Source organism: Paenibacillus sp. FSL P2-0089, assembly GCF_038595095.1.
Taxonomy (GTDB): domain Bacteria; phylum Bacillota; class Bacilli; order Paenibacillales; family Paenibacillaceae; genus Paenibacillus_AQ; species Paenibacillus_AQ silagei.
The window spans coordinates 4,051,990-4,067,562 of the sequence record NZ_CP152006.1; the positions used below are offsets into that span (position 1 = coordinate 4,051,990).

Annotated in this window: 12 protein-coding genes; 3 read left to right on the plus strand and 9 right to left on the minus strand. The window is 53.9% G+C overall.

Annotated elements, in window-relative coordinates:
• The first annotated feature begins 18 nt into the window (after positions 1–18).
• Together NST69_RS16800 and NST69_RS16805 are read left to right on the plus strand one after the other, a co-directional pair.
• Positions 19–2,112, plus strand: coding sequence for an ABC transporter ATP-binding protein (locus tag NST69_RS16800; RefSeq protein ID WP_342546359.1), 2,094 nt, complete (start codon positions 19–21; stop codon positions 2,110–2,112).
• Between the two features lie 158 nt (positions 2,113–2,270).
• Positions 2,271–3,605 carry a winged helix DNA-binding domain-containing protein gene (locus tag NST69_RS16805; protein WP_342546361.1) on the plus strand — a complete coding sequence of 445 codons (1,335 nt, stop codon included), beginning with the start codon at positions 2,271–2,273 and terminating at the stop codon, positions 3,603–3,605.
• Between the two features lie 729 nt (positions 3,606–4,334).
• Here NST69_RS16805 and NST69_RS16810 read toward each other — a convergent pair.
• From NST69_RS16810 to NST69_RS16835, 6 genes are all read right to left on the minus strand, one after another.
• The gene (locus tag NST69_RS16810; protein ID WP_342546363.1) at positions 4,335–5,567 is read right to left on the minus strand and encodes an IS110 family transposase; all 1,233 of its coding nucleotides are present in this window, start codon (positions 5,565–5,567) and stop codon (positions 4,335–4,337) included.
• Positions 5,568–6,069: 502 nt separating this feature from the next.
• Positions 6,070–6,534 carry a hypothetical protein gene (locus NST69_RS16815; RefSeq protein ID WP_036724577.1) on the minus strand — a complete coding sequence of 155 codons (465 nt, stop codon included), beginning with the start codon at positions 6,532–6,534 and terminating at the stop codon, positions 6,070–6,072.
• 249 nt (positions 6,535–6,783) lie between these two features.
• The gene (locus NST69_RS16820) at positions 6,784–7,494 is read right to left on the minus strand and encodes a hypothetical protein (RefSeq protein WP_342546364.1); all 711 of its coding nucleotides are present in this window, start codon (positions 7,492–7,494) and stop codon (positions 6,784–6,786) included.
• Positions 7,491–8,477, minus strand: coding sequence for an ABC transporter ATP-binding protein (locus NST69_RS16825; RefSeq protein WP_342546369.1), 987 nt, complete (start codon positions 8,475–8,477; stop codon positions 7,491–7,493). Before NST69_RS16825 ends, NST69_RS16820 begins: the two co-directional genes overlap by 4 nt.
• 162 nt (positions 8,478–8,639) lie before the next feature.
• Positions 8,640–8,987 (minus strand): four-helix bundle copper-binding protein, encoded by a 348-nt coding sequence (locus tag NST69_RS16830; RefSeq protein WP_036699084.1) that lies wholly within the window; start codon positions 8,985–8,987, stop codon positions 8,640–8,642.
• 95 nt (positions 8,988–9,082) lie between these two features.
• A complete protein-coding gene (locus NST69_RS16835) occupies positions 9,083–10,084 on the minus strand; it encodes a GTP-binding protein (RefSeq protein ID WP_341168065.1) in 1,002 nt (333 codons plus the stop codon).
• A gap of 185 nt (positions 10,085–10,269) precedes the next feature.
• On the opposite strand from NST69_RS16835, the gene NST69_RS16840 reads away from it, so the two are divergent.
• Positions 10,270–10,785, plus strand: coding sequence for a molybdenum cofactor biosynthesis protein B (locus NST69_RS16840; RefSeq protein WP_342550189.1), 516 nt, complete (start codon positions 10,270–10,272; stop codon positions 10,783–10,785).
• Positions 10,786–11,210: 425 nt separating this feature from the next.
• Here NST69_RS16840 and NST69_RS16845 read toward each other — a convergent pair whose 3' ends face one another.
• From NST69_RS16845 to NST69_RS16855, 3 genes are all read right to left on the minus strand, one after another.
• On the minus strand, positions 11,211–11,810 hold the full coding sequence (locus tag NST69_RS16845; protein WP_342546374.1) for a DUF1349 domain-containing protein: 600 nt from the start codon (positions 11,808–11,810) through the stop codon (positions 11,211–11,213).
• Positions 11,810–13,018, minus strand: coding sequence for an MFS transporter (locus NST69_RS16850; protein WP_342546376.1), 1,209 nt, complete (start codon positions 13,016–13,018; stop codon positions 11,810–11,812). Before NST69_RS16850 ends, NST69_RS16845 begins: the two co-directional genes overlap by 1 nt.
• A gap of 244 nt (positions 13,019–13,262) precedes the next feature.
• Entirely contained in the window at positions 13,263–15,569 is a 2,307-nt protein-coding gene (locus tag NST69_RS16855) for a thiamine pyrophosphate-dependent enzyme (protein ID WP_342546378.1), read from the minus strand.
• Between the last annotated feature and the right edge of the window lie 4 nt (positions 15,570–15,573).

Here is a 15,573-nt window from a genome sequence, read left to right on the forward strand (position 1 = left end):
ATACAGGAGGTGTCACCGTTGACACAGAGTACAGGCAAACGTCTGCTGCAATATGCACTGACCGCCAAAAAGACCTTTATCGCCGCCCTTCTGCTCCTGACCATCGGAGTAGCGGCTGAGCTGGCAGGGCCTTTTATCGCCAAGAGCATGATTGACAATCATCTGCTTGCGATTGAGAAGCCCTACTTCCAGACAGCCTCGCCGGAAGATGCTGCGGAATATAACAACACTTATTACAAACGCGGTGACCGTTTTGCCGCAGGTGAAGCCAAGGGCCAGGAGGTCCGCCTGCTTCAGGCGGGCAGAAGCTTCTACTTCATCAATGAAGCGGTACCGAAGGCCGAAGGCGAGCGCAGCTTCGCAGACGGGAAGCTCCAGATCAAATACGGCGAGCAGACGACGGCCTATCCGGCTGTCAAGCTGTCGGCGGGTGATCTGTTTTCCTTTTACAAGCCGGAGCTTCCTGGAATCTATCAGTTAGTCGCTCTATACGCCATGTTCCTTGTCATCTCCATTATTGCTGAGTTCGGCAAAACCTACTGGCTGCAATCGTCTGCCAATCAGGTCATCCGCAAGCTGCGGACCGATGTCTATGCCCATATCCAGCGCCTGCCGGTCTATTTCTTCGATAATCTGCCTGCCGGTAAGGTAGTGTCCCGGGTTACCAACGATACGGAAGCAGTCAAGGATCTCTTCATTGCCGTGTTATCCAACTTCGCTACAGGAATCATCAATATCACCGGTGTCTATGTGGCCCTCTTCCTGCTCGATGTGAAGCTGGGACTGGTCAGCTTGTTCATCGTGCCGATTATTATTCTCTGGATCGTGCTGTACCGCAAAATCGCTACCAAATACAACACGATCATCCGCTCGCGGCTCAGTGAGATTAATGCCATTATCAACGAATCGATTCAGGGAATGTCGATCATCCGGATTTTTCGCCGCCAGAAGCAGAGTAGCGCTGAATTCGAGCAGCTCAATGACGACTATCTGAAATATCAGAACAAAATGCTCAACCTGAACGCCTTCACCTCCCACAACCTGGTGAACTCGCTGCGCAGCCTCTCCTTCGTGCTGGTGCTGTGGTACTTCGGCTTCGGCAGCCTGGACGGGTCGACCTTCGTATCGCTTGGCGTCCTGTATGCCTTCGTCGATGTACTGGGCCGGATGTTCCAGCCGATTACGGGGATGGTCAACCAGCTGGCGAATCTGGACAGCTCGATGGTCTCTGCAGGCCGCGTGTTCACGCTGATGGATGAGCCCGGAGAACCCGTCACTGACGGATCGATGCCGCGTTACAAGGGAAATGTCGTGTTCAAGGATGTCTCCTTTGCTTATAAAAAGGACTTCGTCCTGCGCGATATCTCCTTCGAGGCGCGCCCGGGCGAGACCGTCGCCCTTGTGGGCCATACCGGCTCCGGCAAAAGCTCCATCATCAACCTGCTGTTCCGCTTCTATGATCCGCAGCAGGGAAGCATAACGATCGACGGGCAAAAGGTCAAGGATCTGCCGAAGCAATGGCTGCGCAGTCATATGGGCATCGTGCTTCAGGACCCGTACCTCTTCACCGGAACCATTGCCTCCAATGTCAGTCTGGGTGACGAGCGGATCTCTAGAGAGCGTGTCGAACGCGCCTTGCGTGAGGTAGGGGCCGATAAACTGCTGGCTCATCTGCCGCAAGGCTTCGATGAACCGGTCATTGAGAAGGGCAGCACCCTGTCCGCCGGACAGCGGCAGCTGATCTCCTTCGCCAGAGCCTTATCCTTCGATCCGGCGATCCTGATTCTGGATGAAGCAACGTCCAACATCGATACCGAGACTGAGAGCATCATCCAGCAGGCGCTGGAGGTGCTGAAAAAAGGCCGGACCACCTTCATCATCGCCCACCGGCTGTCAACCATCCGTAGTGCGGACCAGATTCTGGTGCTGCACCGGGGCCAGATTGTTGAACGCGGCAACCATGATGAGCTGATGGCACAGGGCGGCAGGTACTTCCGCATGTATCAGCTTCAATTGGGTGCGGGAACCGGGAACGGCTCAGGCGAGGCAGCTCCTCTATCCAGGGACCATGCTTCTTCCGCTGTACTCCGGCCATCGCTGGAGCAGATCTAGTTCAGTTGCTTGAGGACAGCAACTTAGCCTAATGACGGGCAACCGCATATACCTATCATACATTACAATAAGAACACTCCCTGACGCTGGAAGGCATCAGGGGGTGTCTTTCACTTGATATCAGAACGTTTGTTCTGTATAATGGAGCAATACATATTATGGATGGGGTGAAGATGATGATAACCTACAGTCTTAGCAAGCGGCAAGCCCGGCTGTTCCTGCTGCGCCATCAGCGGCTCGTCCCGGACGGATTGCCCGGCGGCAAGCAGAGCATCTATGACTTCGTCCGGCATGTAGGCTGTATTCAGTATGATCCGCTCAGCATAGCCGGACATAACCACGAGCTGGTGCTTCAGGCGAGAATCCCCGGCTTCGTGCCTGAGATGGCCAATGAGCTGCTATATAAGGACAGACTGCTGATTGACGGCTGGGATAAGAACATGTCGATCTACTGTACAGAGGATTGGCCATATTTCCAGCGACGCAGGGAATCTGCTGCCAGGCATCAGCATAACGAGGCCATGGCGGCTATGATTACCCATGTCCGTGCGGAGCTGGATGCACGAGGGCCACTCTCGTCACTGGACCTGGAGAGTACGGAGAAGATCGACTGGTCCTGGGCTCCGGCAAGACTTTCCCGGGCTGCCATGGAGAGCATGTACTTTTGGGGCGAGCTATCCATCCATCACCGGGTGCACACCCGCCGTTATTACGATTATACGGCCAAGCTGCTGCCTCCTGAACTGCTAAGCGCAAGCGATCCTAACGAGACGCTGGAGCAGCATCACGATTGGTATGTGCTGCGCCGGATCGGCAGCATCGGCCTGCAATGGAACCGGTCCGGGGACGGCTGGCTTGGCATCGCTGGCCTGAAGAGCAAGGAACGGACAGCGTCCGTGCAGCGGCTGCTGCAGAAGGACCTGCTCCGCGAGGTACAGGTGGACGGCCTGAAGCTTCCGCTATACATCCGTACAGCAGACATCCCTGAGCTTGAAGCTGTATTGCTTGAAGATGATACTACGGGTGCAGATGAGTCCGCAGCAGGGCCGCAGGCTGGTAATGAGGGTGGGACCGGTCATGCCGGAGGAGCGGCCTCCTTCGCGGCGGCACTGGCTCCGCTGGACAATCTGCTGTGGGACAGAGAGCTGATTCTCCAGCTGTTCGGCTTTCAATACCGCTGGGAGGTCTACAAGCCTGTGCTTGAACGGGAATACGGATACTACGTCCTCCCCCTCCTCTACGGCGACCGCTTCATCGGCCGGCTGGAGCCGGTGATGAACAAGAAGACAGGTGTTCTAACCATCGTCCGCTGGTGGTGGGAGGCCGGAGAGGCGCTTGAACGCTCCATGCTCCCTGCGCTGACCAGGGCCTTCTCCTCGCTGCAGCACTCAACCGGAGCCTCCGCAATCCGCTTCGCGCCGGACATCGTCCACTCCTGCGGACTGCATGAGCTGGAGGAGGCACTGTCTGCCACTCCTGTAAAGACAAATTAATTCAATCATCTGAATCATCCTGCGGGCAGAGGATGTAAGAACTTTAGGGGGCCACACAGCTTGTGTCGGTGGACCCCCTCCCCACAATACTCATCCGCCTACTTCGGAGCAACCGGTTTATTCGGGGGCATTAATGCCCCTCCTTTGGGGATTTAGCTCGTATCCGACAAATTCAGGTGCACTAGTGCTCTTCATTTGGGGTTTTGGCTCGTATCCCCTGAATTCAGGGGTACTAGTGCTCTTCATTTGGGGATTTAGCTCGTATCCGACAAATTCAGGGGCACTAGTGCTCTTCATTTGGGGTTTTGGCTCGTATCCCCTGAATTCAGGGGTACTAGTGCTCTCCATTCGCGTGCGTTGCCCCACATCCGCTGAATTCAGGAGCACTTCTCCCCCTCACGACTCAGGATCTCCGTCAGCAACATTTCGGCCCACATTCCTCCTCCCCGCTAACACATTGTATTCGGTTTTCCGTATACATCCGGCCCACTCACACCCCCGCCAATACATTGTGTTCGGTTTTCCGTATACATCCGGCCCACTCACACCCCCGCCAATACATTGTGTTCGGTTTTCCGCATACATTCGGCCACTCACACCACCGCCAGCACATTGTATTCGGTTTAATACGAAAATAAAAGTACCGGAAAATGCGCCGCAGACCGGGTTTTGACAAAAAAAGACCCACCGCCCCAAAAAAACGTTTCGTTTTTTGTGAAAAAGGGAAGACTATGGGGTAGGATTTAGTTGCACGCTATATCCTAACTGCTGGATATATTGCACGTACCGATCCAACCGGTTTTTCTTGGACGTCTCATCGCCTAGTGAGACGTCTATTTCTTGGTATGACCTTTTCTCCCGCATCAGGGCATGGAGGATTCGAATCAGCAAATGTGCGGTGGCGACGTTTGCTTTTTTATCGCCTCGTCTCTTACGAATTCGTCGAAAGAATTGGCCGATCCGGTTCGAGGAGCGAGCGTTCGCCCAAGCCGCCTGACACAACGCCCCTTTCAGGTGCTTGTTCCCTTGCATCGTTTTTGACTTTCTTCGCTTTCCCGCGCTTTCGTTGTTCCCTGGACACACCCCCGCCCATGACGCAAACTGCGCATCACTCGGGAACATTTCCGCGACATGCGGCCCCACTTCGGCAAAGATGGTCACGGCAGACGTCCGCTCAATTCCTGGGATGGAGTCAATTTGTTCAATTACCTCCAGGTAGGGTTCTGCCTTCGCCTCGATTCGAGCTTCCAGTTCCGTGATCCTTTTCTCCAAATAAACCAAGTGGTCCCAATGGTCTCGAATCATCTCCCGATGATGACGGCGCAACTTGCCATTGAGCGCGTCTAGCAACTGTGGAACTTTCTTTTTTAAACGGGTTTTGACCAGGTTTTTAACGGCCATTTCGTCGACGACCTCGCCGTCCATGATCTTCTGGAGCAGGCCCCGTCCCGAAACCCCATATAGATCGGACATAAAGGTGGTTAGCTTGATGTTGGCATCCTGCAGGATTTTGTGGATGCGGTTCTTCTCCGCCGTCACCGCCTGCACCATCTTACTCCGGTAACGGGTCAAATCCCGCAAATCCCGGATGTCCTGTTCGGGCACCATACTGCCTTCAATGAGCCCGCAACGGTGCAATTGCGCTAACCAGCGCGCATCTTGCATGTCACTTTTTCGACCCGGCATATTCTTTACCCGCTGGGCGTTGGCCAAGACCAGATCACAACTGCCCTCTAAGATGTTCCATACCGGTTTCCAAAACACGCCGGTACTCTCCATCACCACTTCCCGACAGCCGTGTTCACTCAGCCAATCTTGCAGGCCTAGCAATTCTCGGGTTGTCGTCCCAAAGGTTTTCAGGTGACATTGTGGTTTCTGTTCGATCGGTCCTTTCAACACGCAGGCCACAACGGTTTCCTGGTGCACGTCTAGACCAGCGCAACACATACGTACAGCATCCATTCCAACCATCCTCCATCGTCAGTTTACAAATCATGCGCTCGAGTGAGTGTAATTTAATACACGTACTTTTGGGGGGCTACAATAGGCGATGCTCGAAAAGCGCAATAGAACGGTTTTTCGCACGGGGTGTATCCCAGTAACCGTTTCCGCCCTTTGATTTGTATATGTAGTGTTGACGACTACAGCCTCATTTAGAATGGTTGCGACGGATGCCACCCACTTATTTTCATTCCTGGGGGTGACAAGGCCTCTGTCTTGTCATGCCTGTTTTTTCGCCTACATTCGGCCCACTCACACCCGCACCAGCCCATTGTGTTCGGTTTTCCGCATACATTCGGCACACTCGCACTCCCACCTCCCCATTGCATTGTATTCGGTTTTCCGCATACATCCGACCCACTCTTACGCTCAGCTCGTATAACCAAAGAAAACTCCCTCTGGCGCAGTCTTGCTGCGTTAGGGGGAGTCTTCTCGTAAGGTTAGCTATATTTCATCGAGTGCCTTATTGGATATGCTCTTCTTCAAGGCCCAGCTTGCTGTACATCTCAGTGCAATAGCCCTGAAGCTTAATCTCCAGCCGGCTCGCCTTGTTCTTAAAGCGTTTCAGTTCACGGATCATATGGGCCCGGCCGGCTGGGGTGAAGGTCTCTTGAATCCGTTCCTTGAAGTAATCATGGACAATATGATTGCGTTCCTTCCATACGGCCTGCAATTGACTCGTCTCTTCCTCAGAGAAGGGGAAGTGATGCTGGATTTCTTTGATGAGTTGGCCGAGTGAATTGCTAAGCTTGCGTTGATACAATTCTGCGATTTCGGCGTCAGTTGGCGTCTTGCCCTGCGACAGCTTCGTCAGCAGCAGCAGATTCGTTAATTGCTGCTCCAGCGCCTGGCAATAGTAGACAGCCAGCCCGAAATAAGCAAATAGCTCTTTGGATTGTTCACTCTCCGGTATTTGTGTATCCTTCATCGTTCCTCCCGTTCTTGATCTGGTTATTTGATTTGTGTGTAGATTGAACTTTTCGTTCTATTTTGGAAGGGCCGTTGCTGCGGTGAACATTTGGACTTCCGGCCGCTGTTATGTTTGGATTTCCCGATTCAAGCTGTTAGCCGCAGTAGAAATCCAAACATAAAGGCGGACGCTACCGCTCCTACAGTTCCAAATTTCCCCTCCGCCACTTTTTTCAAATTGTAAATCATCAAGTTCAAAGGACACAGCTCAGTTTGTTTTGTTATAGTCCATGCGGCCGGAACGGTAAATGTAGAACCCGGCAAGCAATAGTATGTACGCCAACGCGTGGGCATAGGCTCCTAGCACGGAGGACACTGGCAGAGTCTCTGCATTCATCATCCTGTCCATGACCGGATATACCGGGGGCAGGAGAATAGATACAACGGGCCCTGGCACCACTTCAGCCACTTTACCGGCGCTAATAGATAGAATGAGGAGGATCAGCATCATTCCGGCCGCATATCCAGCCCGTGGTACCCACGAGGATTGCAGGTACAAGGAGAGTGTAATCCCTAATAACCCCATTAGAGCATGTCCGGCCAAACCAAGCAAGATCCGCTGAAGTCCGGCAGGTTCATGGAAGCTTCCGGTCAAGACGGGATACATAACAATGATTACATCCAGCAGCAGCGTAAGCAAGACCATTGTAAGCAGACCGCCGATACTGTAGCGGCGGGCACTGCGGAGCTGAACGATAACCACCTGCTTCTGTACCGCCTGCTCATGGTTAAGGAAGCTTAAGCCGAGCCACGCACAGGCTATGAATAGAAAGACTGCCGTAGCCGAGTAGCTGCTCATGACCGGATTAGGCTTATAGGAATAGAGAATTAATACCGCAATAATTACACCGGCAACCGGTCCGAAGAACCGCTGGGAGACTGTATAACTGTGCAAAAAATAACCGATTAGCCCTTTCACCCGCGTCCACTCCCGCTCTGATCCTTGGGGTCCATCCACTCGGCCAGGTCACTTAATCCCCCGAGAGGCTTCACTGAAACTATGGAACCGCCCGCAGCAAGAATCTGCAGCAGGCAGGTATCTGACATTTTCTGTTCTACAGTCAACCCTGTACAAGCTGTACCGGCGAAGTCCGGCTCCGACAGCATGTGGATGACTCCAGGCAAGGCTTCCAGAGCCCGCTGGGCTTGTCCCGTCAGTGTCGTATAGACGATATTCACTGCTGGAGCACTCTTCAGCTTCTCTGCTCCATGAATCGTCCGGATAGTCTGTCCTTCATGTAATACATATACGGTATCCGCGACAGCTTCGATGATCTGCGGTTCATGAACGGACAATACGAGTGCCGTCCCCTCCGCCTTCAGCTCCAGCAGTATTTCGATAAGCGTATCTTGTGCCGGCAGATCCAGTCCCGACATGGGCTCATCAAGCAGCAGCAGCTGCGGCCGGATGAGCAGGCTCTGGATCAGGTTGACCTTCTGCAGCATTCCCTTGGAGAAGCCTGCCAGCTTGTGACTGCGGGAGGCTTCGAGACTGAACAGCTGCAGCAGTTCGTTGATCCGGGACGCCGAAGCCGCTTCGGAGAGTCCGGCAATCCGGCCCATACAGCTCAGATAGTCCTCGGCGGTGAGCTTCAAGCCGGGAAATGCCTCGGGTGCATAACCTGTGGTTATCGCCCGACGGTCACAGGTAAGATCACCGGAGGACAGCTTCAGCAGCCCCGCGAGGATGGATAACAGCGTACTCTTGCCGGACCCGTTACGGCCGATCAGAGCCGTGGCCGTGCCGGGAAGAACTGTCATCGATATTCCGGTCAGTACTTGGCGGCTTCCATATCGCATGCTTCCTTCGGTAATTGTAATTAGAGATGTTGCATTCGTAGCTTCCAGGCCTCCTTCCATTCGTGCATGCCTATGGGCCGCATCGAACGGCAGCCTGATCATCCTCTTATGTAACATTCGCCGGAATGGCTTTATTCTCCTTTTTATTTTCCCAGATCCATGAAATTCACATTGAAAAAACCAGAACTGTGCAGAAAAAATCCGCACCCGCCCTGGTTCCTGTTAAGTATTTGATGCTATATATGTTAGTCCTAAAGGGTGATGTCAGGCGTAGACTTCAACAGCTTCACTGACCCTTCTGCAGGCCATGGCTGCATTGCGGCAGGTATCGATGCAATCCTGGCAATGGTTATGCTTATGACGGCTGCTTGTGTCCGCGCAGCGGTCACAGATGTCAGCACATAATTTGAGGATTTCGGCCACGAACGGGCTTCGGCGGGTCATCGCCTGAATAGCGAAGGAACAAATGTCTGCGCATTCACGGTCCAGCTGGATGCTCTCCCGCAGATCGGCCAGATCATATTCCTTGAGGCTTGAGACATAGCTATAGTTACAGGCATCCATACATTTAATCAAAGCATTAATGCATTCCTGATATTGAATTCGGGTCATAGCCTTACAACCTCCTGCAATTAGTATAGGGTATGCCTATGTATTAACCTGCAAGAATAAGAACGAACCATTCATAAGGAACTGCAGATGGTTAACTATAGGCTTCGTTTGACCGCTGCGGGTCTGGTCAGCAGACGTCTCTCCAGGCGCAGAAGCTCCCTGCGCAGCTCACCGGAGGAGAAATGCTCACCGATGAATACCGCAACATCCGGCACCTCGCCCTGGGGCGTAATTCTCATGAAATCCGCTTCTCTGTAGGCGTACTGAAACAGAAACCGGCTGGAGGTATCGGTAAAAGTTACGATCCCCTTAGCCCGGTACACATCGCGTGGCAGCTCCTTCACAAACCGTTCGAATTCCTCGCTGTTCACGGGATTCTGGAAATAATGCGTGTAAGCCATCACATGATCATGCGAAGCATGCATCGCCCCTTCAGCTCCGCCCTCCGTATGCTCCCCGCCCTCAGGCCGGTCTTCCATATGAACGGCTCCTACACTGCCCAGCAGCGCTTCTGGCTCCAGTTCACAGCGTACCGCCGGCAGAATCTCCGCGTACGCATTCCACTTACGCAGCACCTCCGAGATCTCTGCAATCTCTGCGGCTTGAATGCGGTCTGTCTTGTTCAGGATCAGGACGGATGCACAGCGGATCTGCTCCTGCATCAGACGGTAGGTAGCCCCTTGCTGGGAGCGGTACAGCTCCAGCAGATGGGCGGCATCGACGACGGTAATCAGCCCCTTCAGCTCCACCTGCTGATATAGCGAAGTCTCCGTTACTGCATCCACAATCTCCAGCGGGTTGGCTGCACCCGTAGCCTCGATGATAACTACATCCGGCGATTCTTTTTTGACCAGCGTGGTCAGCTCCGTACTTAAGTCCCCCCTGCTGGTGCAGCAGATACAGCCGCCCAGCATCTCTGCCATCGGCACAGACTGCTCCACCAGCAAGCCGTCCAGATTCACCTCACCCAGCTCGTTCATAATCACGGCCGGCCGGAGGCCCTGATGATTCCAATGATCCAAAAGACGCTGTAGTAATGTGGTCTTGCCGCTGCCGAGAAATCCGGACAAGATATATACTGGTAATGACTGTTCCAAGTTTGCTCTCTCCCTGCCTCAATCGGTTATGGTAGCGAGTGTACTACAATGACCGCCTCTGTGCAAGGCGGCCCTGCCTGGTGAGGCATACATCAGCTTCCCCCGGGGAGCTTGTTATTGCCGCTTCCATCCCCTATCATGGGAAATATAAGCTGCACAGCAGATACAAAAAGGAGCTGGTTCGTATATCATCCGTCGAAGAACACCGGAGCGAAGCCCCGGATTCAGTCGCTTGCTACATCATAACGGTCTCGGATACCCGCACCATCGATACGGACACCGGAGGTCCGCTGATCCAGAGTCTGCTGGAAGCCGCCGGTTATACCGTGACCGGCCGCACCATCGTCAAGGATGATTATGAAGATATCCGGGAGCTGGTCTACAAAAGCTCCGTTCATTCCGGCATCGAAGCTGTGCTTCTGACCGGAGGGACCGGCATTTCCCCCCGAGACACCACCTATGAGGCCGTAGCCTCTCTGCTGGACAAGTCGCTGCCGGGCTTCGGGGAGATTTTCCGGCTGCTGAGCTTCACCGAAGATATCGGCTCTGCCGCCATGCTCAGCCGGGCCATTGCCGGGACAATCTGCAGTACCGCTGTCTTCTCCATGCCCGGCTCCACCGGTGCAATCAAACTGGCTATGGAACGGCTAATCCTGCCCGAGCTGCGCCATGTCATGCGCGAGATCTACAAGCGTTCGTGAGACGCAGCATGGCCGGACACCTATTTTGCCGGAATCTAGACGAATGAACAAGCAGGCTCCTGCATAACGCGTATACTGGCATAAGTCCACTGCGAAGGAGCTGAGTGTAATGAGAAATTGTCCGAAATGTCCTGTTGAAACAGTTACAGATCCCACACAGGTTGTATATGAAGATTACTATCATCCCCAGGAAGTCCAGGTAGTCCACCATGTTGAGGTCGTCAGACGCCACCACTGTGTTCCGGTCCCCCATCATATCTACACTTATTCCGTCCGGGATGAAATGTGCGGTCCGACCGCAATGGTGCGCAGCAGAAGAAGATAACCTGCCATTCCCGTCTGTACGATAGTATATTGTAAAAGACAAAACCGCCGTCTGCGCGTGAAGGATACGCGCAGCGGCGGTTTTGCCTTTTCCGGGAAGTCTATACGATTGGCGGGTCTGTATGAACGTCTGCATCGGGTGCTGTAGCCGCCCAGCGTGTGAAGGTGACCTGAAACCCGGCCCGCGTTGGAGCACACAGGAAGGGTCCCGCCTGGCTGCCAGTCTCATAAGGGAACCGGGCAACGCGGATAGTCCGCCAGGGATGATTCTCTGTTCGCGCTCTGAGGATTACCGCATCCTTCATCCGTGAAGCCCGCAGGGTAATCACTTCGCCCTTCCACTCGGGCACAGGGGACAATGACCAGTCAGAGTAACCGTCCGTCACGACTGCACCTATATGGGGAATACCGTCATTCAGCTCAATACCGGCTTTGATCCATTGCTCACCGCTGTGCCATAGCATAATACCTGCCTGGTCGTACAGCTCCGTGAACCCGTCCAGCGTAAAGCTGATCTCTATCGCCTCTGCCTTATCCCAAGGGGCAAGCAGCGCATGACCGTTGTCATGCTGGAAGCCGTACATCGTCTTTTCCCAGTAATCGCTGCCCTCCGCTGCATGGACCACCAGTTGACCGTCCGCGGTGCTGCTTGATACCGGTTCATTGCTCCATGCTCCATCCTGCCATTCTATGAATCTCATTACAGGCTCACCTCTCCTTGTCGTCTGCTCATCATCCGGTTAATCACTTCAGAGCTTACTATCATCACTATTATATACCCAATCATTGCCGGCGGGAGAATCATGAAGGTGCTCCGCGCCGCCGCCCAGCCCAAGAGCGGAGGCAGAAACGCACCGCCGGTGTAGGCCAAGGCCATCTGATATCCCATAATTTTCTGCGAATGTTCCTGTCCGAACCGGGCAGGCGTCTCATGCAGCATACAGGGGAAGATCGGTGCCGAGCCGAGGCCAATCAGAATAAAGGCAACCAGTGAATATATCGCCGGAAGCGGCAAGGCCAGCAGCAGCGCACCCGCGAGTGAGATTGCCAACCCTCCGCGAATCAGCGTACGGTTGCTGAACCGGAAGGTAATGAAGCCGGTAATCAGCCGCCCGGCCGTGATTCCGCCATAATAGAGCGAGACCCATCCGGCCGCCGTTGCCGGGGATACCTCCTTGACGTTCACCAGATAACTGCTGCCCCATAGCCCCACCGTAGCTTCCACTCCGCAATAGAACAGGAAGGTGAGCATCGCCAGCTTCACGCCTTTGATCCGCAGCACCTTACCCTCAGCAGGAACGGCCGTAGGCCGGGAATCTAACTTCTCAGGCATCTCTACAGGCTGCTGGCCGCCCCGTTTGCTTACCTTTGTCCACAGCGGCAGACTGAAGAACAGTACCACGACTAACGCGAACTGAATCATGCTGACCGCGAAAAATCCCATTCTCCATGACTCGCCATTCGCAATATAACGCGACATCAGGATGGGCCCCAGCATAGCCCCTATCCCCCAAAAACAGTGTAGCCAGCTCATATGATGCGCTTTGTAATGAGTCGCCACATAATTATTCAACCCTGTATCGATCGAACCTGCACCCAGACCGAGCGGCAAGGCCAGCAGGGCTACCCACAGAACCGAAGAGGAATAAGAGAAACCGAGCAGGGCTAGAGCGGTTACCGCCACGCTGATAAAAGTAACCATCCCCGTGCCGAGCCGTTTTAGCACTACACTGCTGGCCAAGCTTGAGATAATCGTCCCTGCAACTACGATCATCGACAGCAGTCCGGCCAGCTCGACCGGCGCCCCGAAGTCCAGCCGGATAATCGGCCAGGCTGCGCCAAGCATCGAATCCGGCAGTCCCAGGCTGATGAACGCCAGATAAATAATGATTAAGAATACCGTTGCCATGTTTCCCTCCTAACCTTCCCTTGCAGGTGAACTACACCATCGATAGAGTTGCAAGCTTCTTGAATGCAACCTTTTTCATTTGCGTTTCCCCTCGTTACTATATCACTTTGCATGATTATTTTATAATATTCTTCCGTTCTAGTTACAGCTGCAAAATAGCCCGGCAGAGTGACTCTGCCGGGCGGTGCTGACTTTAGCTACTGCTACTGCGGATGAATACTAAAATTCCAATAGACCTTACACCTTACAAATCTGGATGCTCATGCTTCGCCTTGAGGCGGCTCCAGCGGCGCTGAACCTCACCCTCGAAGCTGCGCAGGGCCGGTTCATTCTCCGGCTTCAGCAGATGGCGGGTCTTGCCCATCGTCTTCAGCCAGGCGGATACTTCTATCCGTTTGTCCTTATCTTCCGGGTTGTAGGTGATATTGGTAATTCCCTGTTCAACTTCATAGAGCGGGAAGAAGCAGGATTCGACAGCCAGGGACACGATATCTGTACCGTCCTTGTCTTCGCTCATCCAGTTCAGCGGACAGGCAATGAGAATCTTGCCGTAGACCAGACCTTCATTCTGCGCGTACCACTGGGCCTTCGCCGCCTTCTTCAGCATATCCTGCGGATAAGCCTCACAGCCGGTGAAGACATAAGGAATGTTGGTAGCCGCCATAATCTGCGCTGTATCCTTGTGCTGGGTCACCTTACCCTGCTGGGTTTTGCCGATGCTTGAGGTGGAAGTCCGGTGTCCGAGCGGTGTCGAATAGGACTGCTGTGCCCCTGTATTCATGTATCCTTCGTTATCATATTCCACGATGATCATCTTGTGGCCGCGCAGCGCAGCGCCGATCGCAGGTCCCATCCCGATGTCCATCCCGCCGTCGCCGGTAACCATAACGAACGTGAAGTCTTCCTTCAGCCCCAGCCCGTCAAGCTCACCGCGGCGTTTACGTTCCCAGAACATCTCAACCACACCGGACAGTGTAGCAGCACCATTCTGGAACAGATTGTGGATGAACGTCGATTTATGGGAGGAATACGGATAGCCGGTAGTCGTTACCATCGCGCAGCCAGTGTGGTAGAGCGCTACGATATCGCCTTCGATCCCTTTGAAGAACAGCTCCAGCCCGGAGAAAATCCCGCAGCCCGGACATGCGCCATGCCCTGGAGACAGACGTCTTGGCTTCTTCATCAACGAACGCACCGGCGGAACTCTGACACTCAGCTTGCCGGTCTCTTCGTTCTGGGTTACCGTGATCAGACCGGTCTTCAGCTTATCGAAGTCCATCGGCTTCAAGAGGCGTTTCGGCGCATTCTCCAGCGCTCCCGGATTGTGTCCATAGTAATCAAAAGGTACTTCCACACGGTCTGCAACAACAGCATCCATTGCCAGTTGGAAGAAGTGGTGCCCGTCCTCGGCATAGAAGTCTTTACCTCCCAGACCGTAAATCCGGCTGATAACCTTAGTCGTTGTGTTGCCATAAGTGAACAGTGCTGCCTTAATCTCGTTCACCATGTTACCGCCGTGTCCGCCGACCGAATCGGCACGGTCACCTACAGTAATGGCTTTGACATTCTTCAGCGCTTCGGCAATCTGCTTCTGCGGGAACGGGCGGATCATGTTCGGAGAGATCGCTCCTGCCTTGATTCCCTGCTCACGGAGCTGATCCACTACATCCTTAATGATCTCCGAAGCAGAGTTCATCAGGAAGACGGCGACATCGGCATCCTCCATCCGGTACTGCTCGATCATCTCATAATGGCGTCCGGTCAGCTCTGCGAATTCCTGGGCGATTTCTTCAAAGACTTCACCCGCATTGTACATCGCAACGGATTGCTGATAGCGGTTGTTGATATAATCCGGTTCATTCATGTAAGGTCCCACAGTGACCGGATTATTGCGGTCCAGCGTATCGGTGAAGCCTGCAGGCGGCTGTTCGCCAACGAACTTGTGAACATCCTCACGGTGGGCAAAAGCCTGTACCCGGCGCTTCTGGTGCGAAGTGAAGTAACCGTCAGAGGCCACCATCACCGGCAGCCGGACTTTGGCGTGTTCCGCCAGCTTCAGGGCCATCAGGTTCATATCATAGACCGACTGCGGATCACGGCACATCAGGATCGGCCAGCCGGTGTTCAGGGCAAAGTACAGATCTGAGTGGTCTCCGTGAATATTCAGCGGTCCCGAGATCGAACGGCAGACCAGGTTCATGACCATCGGCATCCGCGTACCTGCTTGTACAGGCAATTGCTCCAGCATGAACATGTATCCTTGAGCGCTCGTTGCGTTGAACACACGGCCGCCTGCCGTCGAAGCACCATAGCAGATCCCGGCGGAGCTATGCTCGCCGTCGGACGGTACCAGCATAATATCGTGCTGGCCGCTGGCCTTCATCGTATCGAGGAACTGGGCCACCTCAGTCGATGGGGAGATCGGGAAATAACCCATGACATGATAGTTAATCTGATGCGCGGCATAGGCCGCCATTTCATTGCCGGACTCGTATAGGAATTTCTGCTCCACCTTGGCGGAGCCTAGTTCTTTTTCATAATCAATAGCCACAATG

Coding starts and splice junctions, on each gene's coding strand:
- NST69_RS16805 (WP_342546361.1), top strand. CDS start 2,271: ATGGATGGGGTGAAGATGATGATAACCTACAGTCTTAGCAAGCGGCAA.
- NST69_RS16810 (WP_342546363.1), bottom strand. CDS start 5,567: ATGGATGCTGTACGTATGTGTTGCGCTGGTCTAGACGTGCACCAGGAA.
- NST69_RS16815 (WP_036724577.1), bottom strand. CDS start 6,534: ATGAAGGATACACAAATACCGGAGAGTGAACAATCCAAAGAGCTATTT.
- NST69_RS16825 (WP_342546369.1), bottom strand. CDS start 8,477: ATGATCAGGCTGCCGTTCGATGCGGCCCATAGGCATGCACGAATGGAA.
- NST69_RS16830 (WP_036699084.1), bottom strand. CDS start 8,987: ATGACCCGAATTCAATATCAGGAATGCATTAATGCTTTGATTAAATGT.
- NST69_RS16845 (WP_342546374.1), bottom strand. CDS start 11,810: ATGAGATTCATAGAATGGCAGGATGGAGCATGGAGCAATGAACCGGTA.
- NST69_RS16850 (WP_342546376.1), bottom strand. CDS start 13,018: ATGGCAACGGTATTCTTAATCATTATTTATCTGGCGTTCATCAGCCTG.